The 15,138-nt window shown below is 72.0% G+C and carries 15 protein-coding genes; 6 read left to right on the forward strand and 9 right to left on the reverse strand.

Features of this window, described 5'->3' with window-relative positions; genetic code table 11:
• On the forward strand, nt 1–1,079 hold a 1,079-nt coding region (locus tag VF697_RS17740; protein ID WP_331096520.1), incomplete at its 5' end, for an MFS transporter.
• A 21-nt stretch (nt 1,080–1,100) separates the two neighbouring features.
• Here VF697_RS17740 and VF697_RS17745 read toward each other — a convergent pair.
• From VF697_RS17745 to VF697_RS17755, 3 genes are read right to left on the reverse strand one after another with little or no spacing between them, the layout of a single operon-like run.
• Nucleotides 1,101–1,337, reverse strand: a complete 237-nt coding sequence (locus VF697_RS17745; RefSeq protein WP_331096522.1) for a DUF3006 domain-containing protein — start codon at nt 1,335–1,337, stop codon at nt 1,101–1,103.
• Between the two features lie 17 nt (nt 1,338–1,354).
• Complete coding sequence (locus VF697_RS17750) at nt 1,355–2,716, reverse strand: ComEC/Rec2 family competence protein (protein ID WP_331096524.1); 1,362 nt, start codon at nt 2,714–2,716, stop codon at nt 1,355–1,357.
• On the reverse strand, nt 2,713–3,909 hold the full coding sequence (locus VF697_RS17755; protein ID WP_331096525.1) for a ComEC/Rec2 family competence protein: 1,197 nt from the start codon (nt 3,907–3,909) through the stop codon (nt 2,713–2,715). Before VF697_RS17755 ends, VF697_RS17750 begins: the two co-directional genes overlap by 4 nt.
• 103 nt (nt 3,910–4,012) lie before the next feature.
• Here VF697_RS17755 and deoC point away from each other — a divergent pair, with 103 nt between their 5' ends.
• The 4 genes from deoC to VF697_RS17775 all read left to right on the forward strand — a co-directional run bounded on the left by deoC (nt 4,013) and on the right by VF697_RS17775 (nt 7,716).
• Nucleotides 4,013–4,813, forward strand: coding sequence for a deoxyribose-phosphate aldolase (gene deoC / locus VF697_RS17760; protein WP_331096527.1), 801 nt, complete (start codon nt 4,013–4,015; stop codon nt 4,811–4,813).
• A 20-nt stretch (nt 4,814–4,833) separates the two neighbouring features.
• Nucleotides 4,834–5,226, forward strand: coding sequence for a TraR/DksA family transcriptional regulator (locus VF697_RS17765; RefSeq protein ID WP_331096529.1), 393 nt, complete (start codon nt 4,834–4,836; stop codon nt 5,224–5,226).
• 76 nt (nt 5,227–5,302) lie between these two features.
• Nucleotides 5,303–7,033 carry a phospho-sugar mutase gene (locus tag VF697_RS17770; protein WP_331096531.1) on the forward strand — a complete coding sequence of 577 codons (1,731 nt, stop codon included), beginning with the start codon at nt 5,303–5,305 and terminating at the stop codon, nt 7,031–7,033.
• Nucleotides 7,030–7,716 (forward strand): hypothetical protein, encoded by a 687-nt coding sequence (locus VF697_RS17775; RefSeq protein ID WP_331096533.1) that lies wholly within the window; start codon nt 7,030–7,032, stop codon nt 7,714–7,716. Before VF697_RS17770 ends, VF697_RS17775 begins: the two co-directional genes overlap by 4 nt.
• Nucleotides 7,717–7,743: 27 nt before the next feature.
• On the opposite strand, the gene VF697_RS17780 is transcribed toward VF697_RS17775, so the two are convergent.
• The 4 genes from VF697_RS17780 to VF697_RS17795 form a co-directional block, all read right to left on the reverse strand.
• Nucleotides 7,744–8,292, reverse strand: coding sequence for a sensor histidine kinase (locus tag VF697_RS17780; protein ID WP_331096534.1), 549 nt, complete (start codon nt 8,290–8,292; stop codon nt 7,744–7,746).
• A 408-nt stretch (nt 8,293–8,700) separates the two neighbouring features.
• Nucleotides 8,701–9,630: an ABC transporter permease gene (locus tag VF697_RS17785; RefSeq protein ID WP_331096536.1), complete on the reverse strand. Its 930-nt coding sequence runs from the start codon at nt 9,628–9,630 to the stop codon at nt 8,701–8,703.
• Complete coding sequence (locus tag VF697_RS17790) at nt 9,623–10,762, reverse strand: ABC transporter permease (protein ID WP_331096538.1); 1,140 nt, start codon at nt 10,760–10,762, stop codon at nt 9,623–9,625. Before VF697_RS17790 ends, VF697_RS17785 begins: the two co-directional genes overlap by 8 nt.
• Nucleotides 10,755–12,218 carry an ABC transporter ATP-binding protein gene (locus VF697_RS17795; protein WP_331096548.1) on the reverse strand — a complete coding sequence of 488 codons (1,464 nt, stop codon included), beginning with the start codon at nt 12,216–12,218 and terminating at the stop codon, nt 10,755–10,757. The genes VF697_RS17790 and VF697_RS17795 overlap by 8 nt, the downstream gene beginning before the upstream one ends.
• A 172-nt stretch (nt 12,219–12,390) precedes the next feature.
• On the opposite strand from VF697_RS17795, the gene VF697_RS17800 reads away from it, so the two are divergent.
• Nucleotides 12,391–13,695 (forward strand): thymidine phosphorylase, encoded by a 1,305-nt coding sequence (locus tag VF697_RS17800; protein WP_331096542.1) that lies wholly within the window; start codon nt 12,391–12,393, stop codon nt 13,693–13,695.
• 1 nt (nt 13,696) lies between these two features.
• Here the strand turns inward: VF697_RS17800 and VF697_RS17805 are convergent, their stop codons facing one another.
• Together VF697_RS17805 and VF697_RS17810 are read right to left on the reverse strand one after the other, a co-directional pair.
• Nucleotides 13,697–14,392 (reverse strand): iron-containing redox enzyme family protein, encoded by a 696-nt coding sequence (locus tag VF697_RS17805; RefSeq protein ID WP_331096544.1) that lies wholly within the window; start codon nt 14,390–14,392, stop codon nt 13,697–13,699.
• A 106-nt stretch (nt 14,393–14,498) separates the two neighbouring features.
• Nucleotides 14,499–15,138: GNAT family N-acetyltransferase (locus VF697_RS17810; RefSeq protein ID WP_331096546.1), on the reverse strand; the 640-nt coding region annotated here is incomplete at its 5' end.

Raw genomic sequence — 15,138 nt, forward strand, 5'->3', positions numbered from 1 at the left:
TCCTCGCCGCGAGGTTGCCGGCGGCGCCCCTGCTGCTGGGCACCATGGAGGGGGTGGCGGACCTGGTCGCCTCCGTCCTCAAGTACCAGTCCGGCGTCTGGGCGGACCGGGCGCGCCGCCTCAAGCCCATGGTGCTCACGGGCTACGGCCTGTCCAGCGTGGCTCGCCCGCTGATGGCCTTCGTCACCGCGGCCTGGCAGCCCGTCGTCATCCGAGTGCTGGACCGGGTGGGCAAGGGCGTGCGCTCCAGCCCTCGCGATGCGCTCATCGCCCAGTCCGTCGACGCGGGCGCCCGCGGCCGGGCCTTCGGCTTCCACCGGGGCATGGACCACGCGGGGGCCGCGGTGGGCGCGCTCGCCGCGATGCTGTTGGTGGCCGTGGGCCTGAGCGTGCAGCAGGTGTTCTTCGTCGCGGCGGTGCCGGGGCTGCTCGGGGTGCTGGCCATCCTGTTCGTCCGCGAGCCTGTGCGCCCCGCCCACGTCCCGGCCACGGGTGTCACCGGCGCGCTCGCGCCCGTGCCGAGGCGGATTGCCTTCTACCTCGCCCCCGTCGCCCTCTTCGGCGTGGCCAACTCCACCGATGCCTTCCTCCTGCTGAAGCTGACCGAGGAGGGGGCCCCGCCCGAGTTCCTGCCCATGGCGTGGCTGCTGCTGCAGGCGGTGAAGTCCGCCGTCTCGTTCCCGGCGGGCCGGCTCGCGGACCGGCTGGGGGCGTCGCGGCTCGTCCTGGCGGGCTGGTCCCTCTACGCGCTGAGCTACCTCGCGCTCGCGTGGGCTCGCGGGGTGACCCTGACGATGAGCGTCATCGCCATCTACGGGCTGTACCACGCGATGGCGGAGGGGGCGGAGAAGTCGCTGCTCACCGCGCTGGTGCCGGCCGAGGCCCGCGGGCGCGCCTTCGGCCTGTACAACGGGCTGACGGGCGTCTCCTCGCTCGTCGCGGGGCTGCTCTTCGGCTCGCTGTGGACGCTCTGGGGCAGCACCACCGCCTTCGTCACCGCGGGGGCGCTCGCCGGGTTGAGCGCGGTGCTCCTCGCGGGGCTGCTGCCGCGCGCGCGTCCTCCGGCGCAGCCGGCCTGAGCGGCTCGGGGCCTCCCCGGGCTACAGGTCGAAGTTCCCCGGAGGGGGCGTCTTCTTCTGGGCCCGCTTGCGCGCCCGGCGCACCTCGGCGCGCAGGCGCTCGGTGGCGTCCGGGTCCACCTTCAAGGTGTCCAGGTCCAGCACGTCGCCCTCGCGGGCCTCGGCGGGCAACTGCGCGCGTGGGCGCGTCACCTCCCGCCCGTCCACGATGAGCACGGCGAGCTCTTCCTCGAAGCGGTCCAGGGTGACCTTGGGCATGGCGCGCGGGCTCCTCTTCAGGGCTTGCAGTCCCTGGCCGGCTCGTTGTGCTGCATCGCCTCGGCCCGGGTTTTGAAGGTGACCAGGTTCGCGGGTTTGATCTGCTTGGCGCCGGGGCAGCTCGGCACGTGGAAGAGCTTGCTCTTGCGGCTGGCGACGTAGGTCTGCATCTTGCCGCTCGCCGCCGGGGAGGCGCGCTCGTCCTTGCCCGGCTTCGTCACCGAGGTCGCCTTCGGGGTCGCCGCGGAGCCCGCCTCCAGGTCGATGTCCGACTTCGTGCCTGTCTGCGCCTTGCCGGCCTCCCCGGCGGTGGCGAGGCGTGTCGGGTTCGCCTCACCCTTCGAGGGGACACGTCCAGAGGCGGGCTGCACGGCGGCCGTGGCCACGGGGGTGTTGTCGAGGCCCACGAAGACGTTGCCGGTGGCCGGCTGCGCCCCCGCGGGGAGCCGCTGCGTGGTGAGGGTGAACTGCTGGCCGTCGCTCACGGCGTGGACCTCGCCGTCCCGGTCGGTGCGGAAGACGCGGGCCTTCACCGACTCCAGCCGGTTGAGCACGGCCTTGTCCGGGGTGTTGGCCACGTCGGCGGAGATGATGGCGGCCCGAGGGTGCACCGCCGCGAGGAAGGCGGCGCTGGAGGCCGAGCCCGCGCCGTGGGCGCCCACCTTCAGCAGCGTGGCGCGCACTGGCATCTCCCGCGCGAGGAGGTGGCTCTCGGTCTGCTCCCGCGCATCGCCGGTCAGCAGGACGGTGGTGGCCTTGTAGGTGAGCCGCAGGACGATGGAGTTGGCCTCCGAGGCGGACTCTCCGGTGAGCAGCGGCTCGGTGGGGGCGCGCGGCCAGAGGACGGTCAGCACCGCGTCGCCGCCGAGCGGCAGGCTCAGGGGCTCGTTGGGCGCGGACGGGGAGGGCGCGGGCGAGAAGATCTCCACCCCGGTGCTCCCGAGCGAGGTGAGCAGCGCGTCGTAGTCCGCGGGCGTTTCGGGGTGCTGGGGCTCGAGCAGCTTGCGCGCGCCCACCGCGCCCACGGCCGCCGCGAGCCCGCTGTAGTGGTCCGGGCGCGGGTGGGTGAGGACGACGAGGTCGAGCTTGTCGGTGAGCAGCTCGGGCAGACGGTTGGCCAGGTGGGAGCCAGCGGCGGCGGGGCCGGCGTCGACGAGCACCGTGCGCCCGGTGGGCGAGATGATGAGGGCGGCGTCTCCCTGGCCCACGTCGAAGAAGTAGACGTGCAGCTTCCCGTCGGCCGGGCTGCCGAAGTAGTGGCGCGCCAGGGCAGCTGGGGTCTGGGGGCCAGGAGCGGGGGCGGGAGGCTGCTGCTGCTCGCAGGCACAGGCGAACAGCACGCCGAGCAGGGCGACCAGGTGACGGACAGGGCGGCTCATGGGTTGCAATCCTTGGCGGGGCGACGCTCGCGCACGGCGGCGGATCGGGTCGAGTACATCGTGCGCTCCTTCGTCTTCGCCCGCTTGAGTGACGAGCAGCTCTCGAGGTGGAACACCTCGCTGCCCTTGAGGCTCACGAAAGGCCCCGCACCGGAGGCCATGGCCGGGCTCGTGTCCCCGCGCTCCGACAGCGTGCCCTTCACGCGCACCACCCGGGAAGAGGAGGTGTCGTCGGCGCGTGAGCGCATGGGACCGGTGGCGACGGGGCCGCGCACCTGGCCGGTGACGACGGTGGGCGCGCTCCGGCCCTTCTGGGTCGAGAGGGTGACGGTGGTGCCGTTGCTCACCGCCCGCACCTCGCCCTGGAGGTCGGTGCGGAAGATGCGCGCGCCCACGTCGCCGAGCCGTTGCAGGGCCTCGGTGGTGGGGTGCCCGTATTCGTTGTTCGTGGAGCAGGAGATGACGGCCGCCTGGGGATTGACCGCCGCGAGGAAGGGCGCGGTGGAGGAGTGGCGGCCTCCATGGTGGCCCACCTTCAGCACGGTGGAGGTGAAGTCGATGGGCTGGCGCAGCAGGTACTCCTCCGTCTCCGGCTCCGCGTCACCCACGAAGAGGAACGCCGTCTCCCCGTAGGTGAGCTTGGCGACGATGGAGTTGGCGTTGACGTCCGAGCGCGTGTGGGTGAGGAACGGGTCCTGCGGGGCGCGCGGCGAGAGGATGGTGAGCGTCGCGCCCTCGCCCAGGCCGATGGTGAGCAGCGTCTCGGGCGCGCTCGGGTTGGGCGTGGGCGTCATCACCTGGCCCACCTTCTTGTCCACCACGCTCAGCAGCTTGCGGTAGGCCTCGCTCGAGTGGTCGTAGCCCGGGTCCATGAAGCGCCGGGCCCCCACCGCCTGGAGAATCTTCGCGAGGCTGCCCAGGTGGTCCAGGTGCGGGTGGCTGAGGATGACGAGGTCGATGGGACCCTTCACGAGCTCGCGCACGCGGGGCACCAGCCGGTCATCGGCCTCGGGAGGGCCCCCGTCGATGAGGACCGTCTTGCCGCTGGGCGAGACGATGAGCGCCGAGTCCCCCTGCCCCACGTCGAAGAAGTAGACGGTGAGGGGTTTGAGCGAATCGGTCCGCGACGCGGCCCGGCCCGGCAGGGCGGCGAGCAGGACGAGGAGGGCGAGAAGAAGCCGCACGAGGGCCATGGACGCGACTCTACCCCATGGGGCGGACGTCGGCTGCATGACGTCGGGGGGGACCCCGCACGAGTGCTTCCCGAGCGGCCCGGAGTGGGTTACATGGCCCCCCATGGCCGAGGCCCAAGACATCCAGCGGGTCGTCGAGGAGATCGCCGACCACGTCCGCCGCAGCATGCCTGGTTCCCGAGCAGGCGGAGAGGCGCGGATCGCTACCGCTCGCCTCTCCCCCGACTCCATCCGGAGCAACGCGGACCTGGCGCCCTACATCGACCACACGCTGCTCAAGCCCGAGGCCACCCGCGAGGACGTCGCCCGGGTGGCCCGCGAGGCGGTGGAGCACGGCTTCGCCACGGTGTGCGTGAACTCGTGCCATGTGGCCACGGTGGCGGGCATCCTGGCCGGCTCGCGCTCGGTGCCCATCGCCGTGGTGGGCTTCCCCCTGGGCGCGGCGCTCTCCAGTGCCAAGGCCTTCGAGGCCCGCGAGGCCATCGCCGCCGGGGCGCGGGAGATCGACATGGTCATCTCCATCGGCGCGCTCAAGGCCCGGGACTACACGCTCGTCCTCGAGGACATCACCCGGGTGGTGGAGGCCAGCCGACCCTACCCGGTGAAGGTCATCCTCGAGACGAGCCTGCTGTCCCAGGACGAGAAGATCGCCGGCTGCGTGCTGGCCAAGGCGGCGGGCGCGGCCTTCGTGAAGACGTCCACTGGCTTCAGCACCGGCGGCGCCACCGTGGAGGACATCGCGCTCATGCGTCAACTGGTGGGCGATGAGGTGGGGGTGAAGGCCTCCGGAGGCATCCGCTCGGCGGAGGATGCGCTGAAGATGATTCAGGCGGGAGCCAACCGCCTCGGGGCGTCGGCTTCCGTGGCCATCGTCTCCGGACAGAGGTCCACCGCGAAGTACTAGCCCCCACGTGGAGCTGCGACGTGACCGAGGCACAGCGCGAGAAGTTGAAGCAGAAATTGTTGGCGCTCCACGCCGAGCTGACGGGCAAGGCGCCAGCGAAGGTCGAGCCCAACCGCACGGACGAGGCGCGGGTGGGCGGCGACGAGGACGAGCAGCCGCTCAACGAGATGATGCAGGCCATCGCCTCCAACCGGAACCGGAACACGGACGTCGTGCTCCAGCGGGTGGTGAAGGCGCTGGGCAAGGTGCGCGAGGACCCGGACTCCTTCGGCGAGTGCGAGGAGTGCGGCGACGAGATTCCGCTCGGGCGCATGGAGGCCATGCCCTACGTGGAGTTCTGCGTGAGCTGCCAGGGACAGAAGGACGCCCCCAAAGGGGGTCCTACCCGACGCAAGATCACCGACTACACCTGACGTCTGACCATCGCTGAACAGAGGCCGCGGGCTTTCCACGTTCTCGCCACGTGGGGGGCCTTAAGAGGAGGGGTGCATGGACACGGGATTGAAGGAGAAGGCGGAGGCATGGCTGCGGGCGGATCCGGACCCGGCCACCGTCGAGGAGCTGCGGGGCGTCCTGGCGCGTGGCGATGGGGCGGACCTGGCGGACCGGTTCGCGGGTGACCTGGAGTTCGGCACCGCGGGCCTGCGAGGCGTGCTGGGCGCGGGGCCCAACCGGATGAACCGCGCCGTCATTCGCCGCACCACGGCGGGGCTCGCGCGCTACCTCAAGGCCACCGTCCCGGACGTGGCCACCCGGGGCGTGGTGATTGGCCGAGACGGCCGGCGGATGAGCGCCGAGTTCGCCGAGGACACCGCCTGCGTGCTCGCCGCCGAGGGCATTCCGGCGCACGTCTTCCCCTCCCTGTCGCCCACGCCGCTCGTCGCCTTCGCCGCCCTGCACCTCAACGCCGCGGCGGCGGTGGTGGTGACGGCCAGCCACAACCCGCCCGAGTACAACGGCTACAAGGTGTACTGGGGCAACGGCGCTCAAATCATCCCGCCCCAGGACAAGGGCATCGCCGCGGCCATCGCGAAGGTGGAGCCCGCCAACCAGGTGCCGCTGCTCAGCCGCTCGGAGGCGCACGCGCGTGGGCTGTGGCGGGACGTGCCGGACTCGCTCGGCGAGGCGTACCTGGACGCCATTCTCGGGCTGCGCCTGCATGGGCGCGGCTCGGACTCCTCCATCGTCTACACCGCCATGCACGGCGTGGGGGGCGTGTGGATGGAGCGGGCCCTGCAACGGGCGGGCTTCCTCAACGTCCACGTCGTGGCCGAGCAGCACCAGCCGGACGGCACCTTCCCCACCGTGCGCTTTCCCAACCCCGAGGAGCCCGGGGCGATGGATCTGTCGCTCGCCACCGCCGAGCGCGTGAAGGCGAACCTGGTGCTCGCCAACGACCCGGACGCGGACCGGCTGGCGGTGATGGTGCGCGACGGGGCGGGGACGCTGCGGATGCTCACCGGCAACGAGGTGGGCGTGCTGCTGGGCCACTACGTGCTGGTGCAGGGGACCACGCGGAGCACCCGGCCCCATGTCGTCACCACCATCGTGTCCTCCACGCAGCTCGGGGACATCGCCCGCGAGCTGGGCGCCGCGTATGACGAGGTGCTCACCGGCTTCAAGTGGATCGCCAACCGCGCCCTGGAGCGCGAGAAGTCCGAGGGCACGCGGTTCGTCTTCGGCTACGAGGAGGCGCTCGGCTACACGGTGGGCACCGTGTGCCGGGACAAGGACGGCATCGGCGCGGCGCTGGTGTTCGCGGACCTCGCCGCCTGGTGCGAGTCGCGTGGGCAGACGGTGCTCGGCTACCTGGAGGAGATCCAGCGCCGCTTCGGCCTCTACGTGAGCGCGCAGCGCAACTTCACCTTCCCGGGCGCCGAGGGCGCGCAGGTCATCTCGCGCATCATGGAGGGCTTCCGCCGCTCGCAGCCCTCGCGCGTGGGAGCGCTGGGGGTGAAGTCCGTCCTCGACTACAAGAAGGGCGAGAAGCTCCCTCCGTCCAACGTGCTCGCCTTCGAGTTGGAAGGCGGCGGGCGCGTGACGGCACGGCCGTCCGGGACGGAGCCGAAGATCAAATACTACTTCGAGCTGAAGGAGACGCTGGGCTCCGGCGAGCCGGTGGAAGCCGCGCGCGCCCGGGCGGAGGCCCGACTCCAGAAGCTCATCGAGGCCTTCATCGCGCTGGCGCGCGAGCGGGGGCAGCCGGAGGTGGGTGCGTGAAGCGCAACATTCTGAGGGGTGTGCTGTTGGGTGTCCTCTGCGTCGCGAGCGTCGCGATGGCACAGGAGGAGGGGCAGGCCTCCTACGGCCGGGGCCAGGGCTGGTCCGTGCTCTCGGGCCAGACGATGGGGCAGGGCGGCACCGCCTTCGTGGGCCAGGTGGGTTGGCCGGGCATCTCGCTGGGCCTGCTGCACGGGGCCACGCCGAAGTTCGACATCGGCGGCAGGTTCACCTTCAACTACGGCCGCGAGGGCATCGTCACCAGCGTGGTGCCGGGGCTGAAGCTGCAGGCCTGGGTGCGGCTGATGCTGCTGCAGTCGTCGCGGGTGAACGTGGGGCTGAGCTTCGCTCCCGGGCCCTTCTTCTACTTCTACAACAACGGCACCGACGTGGGCCTGACGCTGCCCATCGCCCTCACGGTGGGCATCCCCGTGGGCAGTGCCGTCATGCTCAACCTGGGCATGGACATCCCGTTCTACGTCATCTTCGGCACGGGCGGCGGTCCGGTCTTCCCCATCCTCTTCGGCGGCGGGCTCGAGTACTTCATCAGCCGCGACCTCGCCGTGAACTTCAACGTGCGGATGGGGCCGTCCATCTTCCCCAACGACGACTTCATCCGCTACCGGGGCCGTCAGGCTCGCTTCACAATGGAGGCGCTGTTCGGCCTCGCCTACAAGTTCTAGTCCGTGGGCACTCCGGGCCCGCGAGCGCTACCAGCTCGCGGTGCCCTGGTCCGGCAGCTCCACCGAGAGGGTGCGCCCCGTCAGCCCGTGGCTCTTCGCCGTGAGGCGGCCACCCAGGGACTCCAGCAGCTCGCGCGCCACCGCCAGGTCCGTCTCCCGCGAGCCCTCGGCGGCGGTCTCCTGCTCGGCACGCGCCCGCTCCGCGTAGCGCACGCGGAAGGTGGGGCCGTAGTCCCCGAAGTCGTCCTGCGGCTCCACCGTCACCCGAACGGCACGCACGCTGGTTCCCTCGCCCCGCTGCGCGTTCACCGCGTGGGTGATGAGGTGGAAGAGCACCTGCTCCAGCCTCCGCCGGCTCAGCCACGCGCACACCGGCTCGTGCGGCAGCTCCACCTGCACCTCGGCCTCCTTCACGTGGCCCGTGGCCTGGAGCAGGGCCACCGCGTGCTTCACCAGCGCACCCAGGTCGACGCTCTGCACGTCGGTGCCGTCCAGCGGACCGGCGACACTCAGGTGACTCGGGACTTCGCTCATCACCGTCATCCGCGGCCTGGAGGCCATCGCCAGTGCGCTCATCGCTTCACCTCGTGCCTCGTGTGCAGTGTCTGGCTTCATTGTCGGCTCCCCACCCGCCCGTGTTGCTTCAGGACGCCGCTCAACCCGCCTCCGTCCACCGTCCCCGCACGACTCGCGCGCCCGCGCCAGGACCCCCTGGTGTGCCGCGCATACCATGCGATGGGCGTGCCGGGTGTCTCGCTGCCCTCCCTCGGGTGTCGGGGGACGGACGCTCCACGGCTTCTTCCTGGAAGCTCCGGCGCTTGAAACGTCCTTCACGGGAAGGTCCACCCACTCCTCCCTGCGACTACATCCCCAGGGGTGGGTCGGGCGTGAATCCCGGTCAGGGAATACCCGGGTTTCGGAGGACCCACCCGGTAGAAACGCGTACCCGGGGCCCGAGGAAAGTCGGGCAGTTGGCGGACTGGCTCAGCGAGACTCCTGCTCGTAGGGTGTGCCGAGTGCCGCGGGGGCGTGGGTGCGCTGGCCCTGGAGGGCGAGCAGCACCAGCGTCAGGAAGTAGGGCAGGGCGAGGAGGAAGCCCTGGGGCACCACCTCCAGGAGGCCGGGGGCGCTGGAGGCCAGGCCGATGCGCAGGGCGTTGCCAGCGGCGAAGAAGAGCGCGGCGAGGAAGGCGCCCAGGGGCGTCCAGCGGCCGAACACCATGGCGGCCAGGGCCATGAAGCCGAGGCCCGCCGGGGTGTGCTGCTCGAAGCGGTCCAGCACGGCGGTGGAGAGCGTGGCCCCGCCCAGTCCCGAGAGCAGCCCGCTGCCCAGCACGGCGAGCCAGCGCAGCCCCGGTACGGACAGGCCCAGGGTGGCCACGGCGTGGGGCTTCTCGCCCACCGCGCGCAGCCGCAGGCCCAGGGGCGTGCGGTACAGCACCCAGTGGAAGGCGAAGGGCAGTGCCAGGGCCAACCACGTGAGGGCCGAGTGCCCGGAGAAGGCGCGCAGCAGCGGCACCTCGGACAGGCCGGGGAGGTTCCAGCGGGTGAGCTGCTGGATGGGGGGCGTGCCGTTGGGCCCGTAGAGGGACTCGAGGAGGTAGGTGCCCCCGGCGAGCGCCACGAGGTTGAGAGCCATGCCGGACACCACCTGGTCCGAGCGCCAGCGGATGCAGAGGTAGCCGTGCACCGCGGCCATGCCGGCGCCAGCGAGCATGCCCATCACCACCCCCACGGGCGTGGGCATGGAGATGGCCGCCACGGCCGCGCAGAAGGCGCCCGCGCGCATCATCCCCTCGATGCCCACGTTCACCACGCCGGAGCGCTCGCAGAGCACGCCCCCCAGCGCGGCGAAGACGAGCGCCGGGCAGTACTCCAGGGTGGAGGAGAGGAGGGCTTCCAGAATCTCAAGCACGGGGCACCTCCGGGCTCGGCTCCGGCTGCTTGTTGGGCGTCACGGGGGCCGTCACCTGACGTCGGCGCAGCAGGGCGAGCCATACCAGCCGGCCCGCAACGAAGAGCAGCGCCAGGCCCTGGATGAGCTCGGGGTAGCTCTTGTGGACGCCCAGAAGCTGCATGCGCGTGCCTCCCGCTCGCAGCACCCCGAAGAAGAGGGCGGACAGGGCCACGCCCAGCGGGTGGTTGCCGCCGATGAGGGAGATGGCGATGCCATCGAAGCCGTAGGGAGCGCCCAGCGAGCCCGGGTACTTGAACTCGGTGCCGAGCACCAGCACCGCGCCGGCCAGGCCCGCGAGCGCGCCCGCGATGCCCATGGCCTGGGCGGTGCGCCGCGCGACGGGAATCCCCGCGGCCCGAGCCGCCTCGGCGCCCAGGCCCACCGCGCGCGTCTCGAAGCCCGAGCGCAGCCGCGCGAGCCACACCCAGATGGCCAGCGCCACCGCCAGCGCCAGCGGGAAGCCGAGGTTCAGCCGGGACAGCTCCCCGAGCAGCCGGGGCAGTTGCGCGCCGGTGGCGATTTCAGCGGTGCCCGTGGTGGAGAGGCCGGCGCCGGCACCGGCCCGGAGCGGGCCCACCACCAGCCAGTTGTCCACCAGGCTCACCGCCACCCAGTTGAGCATGATGGTGGAGATGACCTCGTGGACGCCGCGGGTGAGCTTGAGGGCCGCGGCGATGAGCGCCCACAGGCCGCCCGCCACGCAGGCCGCGAGCAGCGCCACCAGCACGTGCGGCGCGGAGGGCAGTCGCAGCTGCGCGCCCACCACCGCCGCCGCGAGCGCGCCCACCAACATCTGCCCCTGGGCGCCGATGTTGAAGAGGCCCACCTTGAAGGCCACCGTGACGGACAGGCCCGTGAGGAGCAGCAGGGAGGCCTTGATGGCGGCCTCGCCGAAGGGCCGGGTCAGCAGGGTGACGCGGCCCCCGTCGAGGTACATCGGCCAGTCACCCAGGCCGCCGCGGAGCATCTGCAGGTAGGCCTCGCTGGCGGTCTCCGCGTCGCGCGTGAGGGCGATGAACACCCAGCACACCGCCAGCGCGAAGAACACGGAGAAGACGGACGGGAGCACCGCGCGCAGCCGGTCACCCATGGGCCACCTCCGTCCCCGTGCCGAGCATCCGGCGGCCAATCTCCCGCTCGTCGAACTCCGGCCGGGTGAAGCTGCCGGTGATGCGCCCCTCGAAGAAGACGTAGATGCGATCGGCCAGCGCCAGGACTTCCTCCAGGTCCAACGAGACGAGCAGCACGCCGGCACCCCGATCGCGCGCTTCGCGCAGCTTCGACTGCACCTGCGCCACCGCGCCGATGTCCAGGCCGCGCGTGGGCTGCACCACCACCAGCAGCTTCGGCGCCGCGTCCAGCTCGCGCGCCACCACCACCTTCTGCTGGTTGCCGCCCGAGAGCGCCTGGAGTGGCACCTCGGGATCCGGCGGCCGCACGTCATAGGCCTGGAGCAGCGCCCGGGTGCGCTCGCGCCGACCCTCGAAATCCACCCGCGCGCCCCGGGCGAAGGGCGCCTGCGCCTGCCGCCCCAGGGCCACGTTCTCCTCCACGCTCATGGCCTTCACCACCGCGCGCCACAGCCGGTCCTCGGGCACGTGTCCCACGCCCCGCTGCCGGGCCTCGGCGGGGGTCAGGTCCCCGAGCGGCCCACCCAGCAGGGAGCCGGCTCCCCTGTCCAGCGGGCGCAGGCCGGTGAGCACCTCGGCGAGCTCCCGCTGGCCATTGCCGTCCACTCCGGCGATGCCGACGATTTCACCCGCGTGGACCTCCAGGGAGACGCCGCGCAGCGCCGGCCGACCGTCCTCCCCGCGTGCCTGGAGGTCCTTCGCCTCCAGCAGCTTCTCGCCTCCGGGCGGGTGGTAGGCCTGGGCCTCGGCGTGGGGGACGCGCGACTCGCCCACCATCAACGCGGCCAGCTCCTCGGGGCGGGTGTTGGCGGCGCGCACCTCGGCCACCAGCCGCCCGCGCCGCATCACCGCCACCCGCTCGGCCACGCCCAGCACCTCGCGCAGCTTGTGGCTGATGAAGACCACCGTGCGACCGCCGGCCGCCAGCCCGCGCGCCACCCGGAAGAGGTCATCCGACTCCTGGGGGGTGAGCACCGCGGTGGGCTCGTCGAGGATGAGCAGCTGGGCGCCCCGGTGCAGCGCCTTGACGATCTCCACCTTCTGCTGCGAGCCCACCGAGAGGGTGTCCACCCGGGCGCGCGGGTCCAGCTTGAAGCCGAAGCGCTCGCAGGTGGCGGCCACCTCCTCGCACGCCCGGTCCAGGTCCATCCGGCCCCAGCGCGAGGGCTCGCGGCCGAGCACCACGTTCTCCGCCACCGTCAGGGTGGGGACGAGCATGAAGTGCTGGTGCACCATGCCGATGCCCCGGGCGATGGCGTCCCGGGGACTGCGCAGACGCACGGGCTGCCCCTTCACGAGCACCTCTCCGGCGTCGGCCTGGTAGAGCCCGTAGAGGACGTTCATCAGCGTGGACTTGCCGGCGCCGTTCTCGCCCACGAGGGCGAGCACTTCCCCGGTGCCGATGTCCAGCGACACGTCATCCAGGGCGGTCACGGCGCCGAAGCGCTTGTGGATGTGCCGGAGGGAGATCAAGACAGTCCACCTTTATCAGATGCCGGGCGGGTGACGACTACCGGATGGACAGTGGGGGACGGAGGGACTTTCTCCCGGTGCATGCCCGCCCGCCTTCCTGCTATGGGCTTTTCTCGTGAGACCCTACGAGCTCATCAAGGCCAAGCGGGACGGGAAGCGGCTGGCGCCCGAGGACATCCGGGCGTTCATCGAGGCGTACACGGCGGGGACGGTCCCCGACTACCAGATGTCCGCCCTGTGCATGGCGGTCTTCTTCCGCGGGCTGGACGCGGTGGAACTGGGCGCCTGGACCCGGGCCATGCTCGAGTCCGGCGAGGTGGTGGACCTGTCGGACACACCCGGCGTGAAGGTGGACAAGCACTCCACGGGTGGGGTGGGGGACAAGGTGTCGGTGAGCCTGGCGCCCCTGGCGGCCGCCTGCGGGGTGCCGGTGCCGATGATCTCCGGACGGGGCCTCGGGCACACCGGCGGGACGGTAGACAAGCTGCTGTCCATCCCCGGCTTCAAGATGGACGTGCCGGTGTCCGAGTACCGCCGGCTGGTGCGCGAGGTGGGGTGCTGCCTCATCAGCCAGACGTCCGCCATCGCCCCCGCGGACAAGAAGCTCTACGCGCTGCGGGATGTGACGGCCACGGTGGACTGCATTCCGCTCATCGCCAGCTCCATCATGAGCAAGAAGCTGGCGGAGGGCATCGACGCGCTGGTGCTGGACGTGAAGGTGGGCAGCGGAGCCTTCATGAAGAACGTGGAGGACGCGCGCACCCTGGCCCGCACGATGATTGGCATCGGCGCGGAGATGGGCCGCAAGGTGACGGCGCTCCTCACGGACATGGAGCAGCCGCTGGGCCGGGCGGTGGGCAACGCCCTGGAGATCGTCGAGGCCGTGGAGATGCTGCGCGGCAGGGCTCCGGCGGACTACACCGAGGTGACGCTGGCCCTCACCGCGGAGATGCTGATGCTGAGCGGCAAGGCGGCCTCCATCGCCGAGGCGCGCCAGAAGCTGCGGAAGGTGGTGGCGGACGGGACGGCGGTGCTCAAGCTCAAGGAGATCGTCTGGGCGCAGGGCGGAGACCCGCGCGCCATCGACGACTACGGGCTGCTGCCGAGGGCGCGCTCCACTGTGGATGTGGTGGCGACGCGGGACGGCTTCGTCACCGCCATCGACACGGAGGGCGTGGGCCTGGCGGCGGTGGCGCTGGGCGCGGGACGCCAGCGGGTGGACAGCGTCATCGATCCGGCCGTGGGCTTCACCCTGCTGCGCAAGGAGGGCGAGCCCGTGAAGGCGGGGGAGCCGGTGGTGCGCATCCACTACAACGACCCGGCTCCCGTGGAGGACGTGAAGGCGCGGCTGCTCGCGTCGTACCACTTCGGGCCCCAGGCCCCCGCGCCTCGCCCGCTGGTGGTGGAGCGGCTCGAGTAACTCAGTGCCGCGCCGGCCCCAGGTCGCGGGCCGCGGTCATCGTCTCCTCGAAGAGGCCCGGGTAGAGGGCGCGCGTCGTACGGGCCGAGAGCACGAGGGCCTCGCACTCGTCGGGGTCGGTGAGCGAGCCCAGGATGGTGGCCAGCTCGGCCACGTGGCCCTCGTCCGCGTCGCCGTGGCCTCGCAAGAAGGTGACGGCCTTGTGGATGCCGGGGATGCCGCTGCGCTCGCGCAGGTTGCGCGCGGCAACTCCGGCGCGCAGCGAGGACAGCGCCTCCAGCACGTACGCCGTCCCCAGGAAGGCCGTGGGTGAGCCGGCCTCCGCCGTGAACCGATTCCACGCCACGTAGGCCTCCACCGCCGGGCTCAACGGGGCATGCTCCACGGCCTCGGCGCTCCACCCGAGGTTGCGCAGGTCCGCCAGCAACCACTTCTCGTGCCCCGTCTCCTCCTGGGCCTTCTGCAGCAACAGGCCCGCGAGCACCGGGTGCTGGCCCCGCGCCGTCATCCTCCGGCCCGCGAGCGCCAGCAGCGGCGTCGTCCAGCGCACGTAGTGGTACGTCTGCACGAGGTAGTGGGCGTACGTCTCTGCATCCAGGGTGCCCTCGAAGAGCTGGCGGGCCCGCGGGTGGGCGTCCAGCTGGCGGATGAGCTCCTGCGACTCGTGCTCCAGGACAGCGATCAGCTTGGCGTTCATGGTGTTTCCTCTGGGAATGGGCTGCGGGTGGTTGGCAACGGTGGGGAAAAGAAGCCGCGGGAGGGGGGGAGCCCGCGGGTGCGTCGGGAGGGGGGGAGGGGCTGGCTCAGGCGGCGCGCCGCGAGCCGGAGGTGAGCGCCTCGAAGTGCGCCAGCGTGGAGGGCGGGATGTCGTCCAGCGCCGCGACGAGCGGCAGGGCGTACCTCCGGAACTGCGTGTCGAAGAGCGGGTCGCCCACGAAGCGCGCTCCCAGCTTGCGCGAGAAGAGCGCCAGCGTCCGGGGCAGCCGGAGCCGCTCGAGCACCCCCTCGCTCGCGCGCTGCCGCTGCTCGGGCGAGTAGAGGGGCGCCACCGGCTCCGAGGGCCCCTCCGGACGCACCCGCGGCTCCACGTGCCAGCGCTGGCTCACCAGCCCCTCGCGCTCGGCCACGCGGCACACCACGCGGGCGTCCTCGAGCGAGTCCGTCTCCATGTTGGCCGCGGCCACCCAGTGGCTCACCCCGCGCCGCCGGCTCTCCTGGTACATGGCGGCGTTGAGCAGCAGGAGCGCCTCGGAGCCGCGCCAGCGGCTCAGCACGCAGTAGCGGGTGGTCTCGGCGGGCGCGAGGCCGGGGACGCACAGGGCCGACAGGTCGAGCTTCTGCTCCAGGTCGATGCCCAGCGGCCGGCCGGTGCCGCGCGCCACCTCGGCGGTGGGCAGCAGCAGCCGCGCCGGGGCCACGGGGCGCGGCGCGGCGGCGACGAGG

The sequence above is a fragment of the Archangium sp. genome, from assembly GCF_036388035.1.
Classification (GTDB): Bacteria; Myxococcota; Myxococcia; order Myxococcales; family Myxococcaceae; genus Archangium.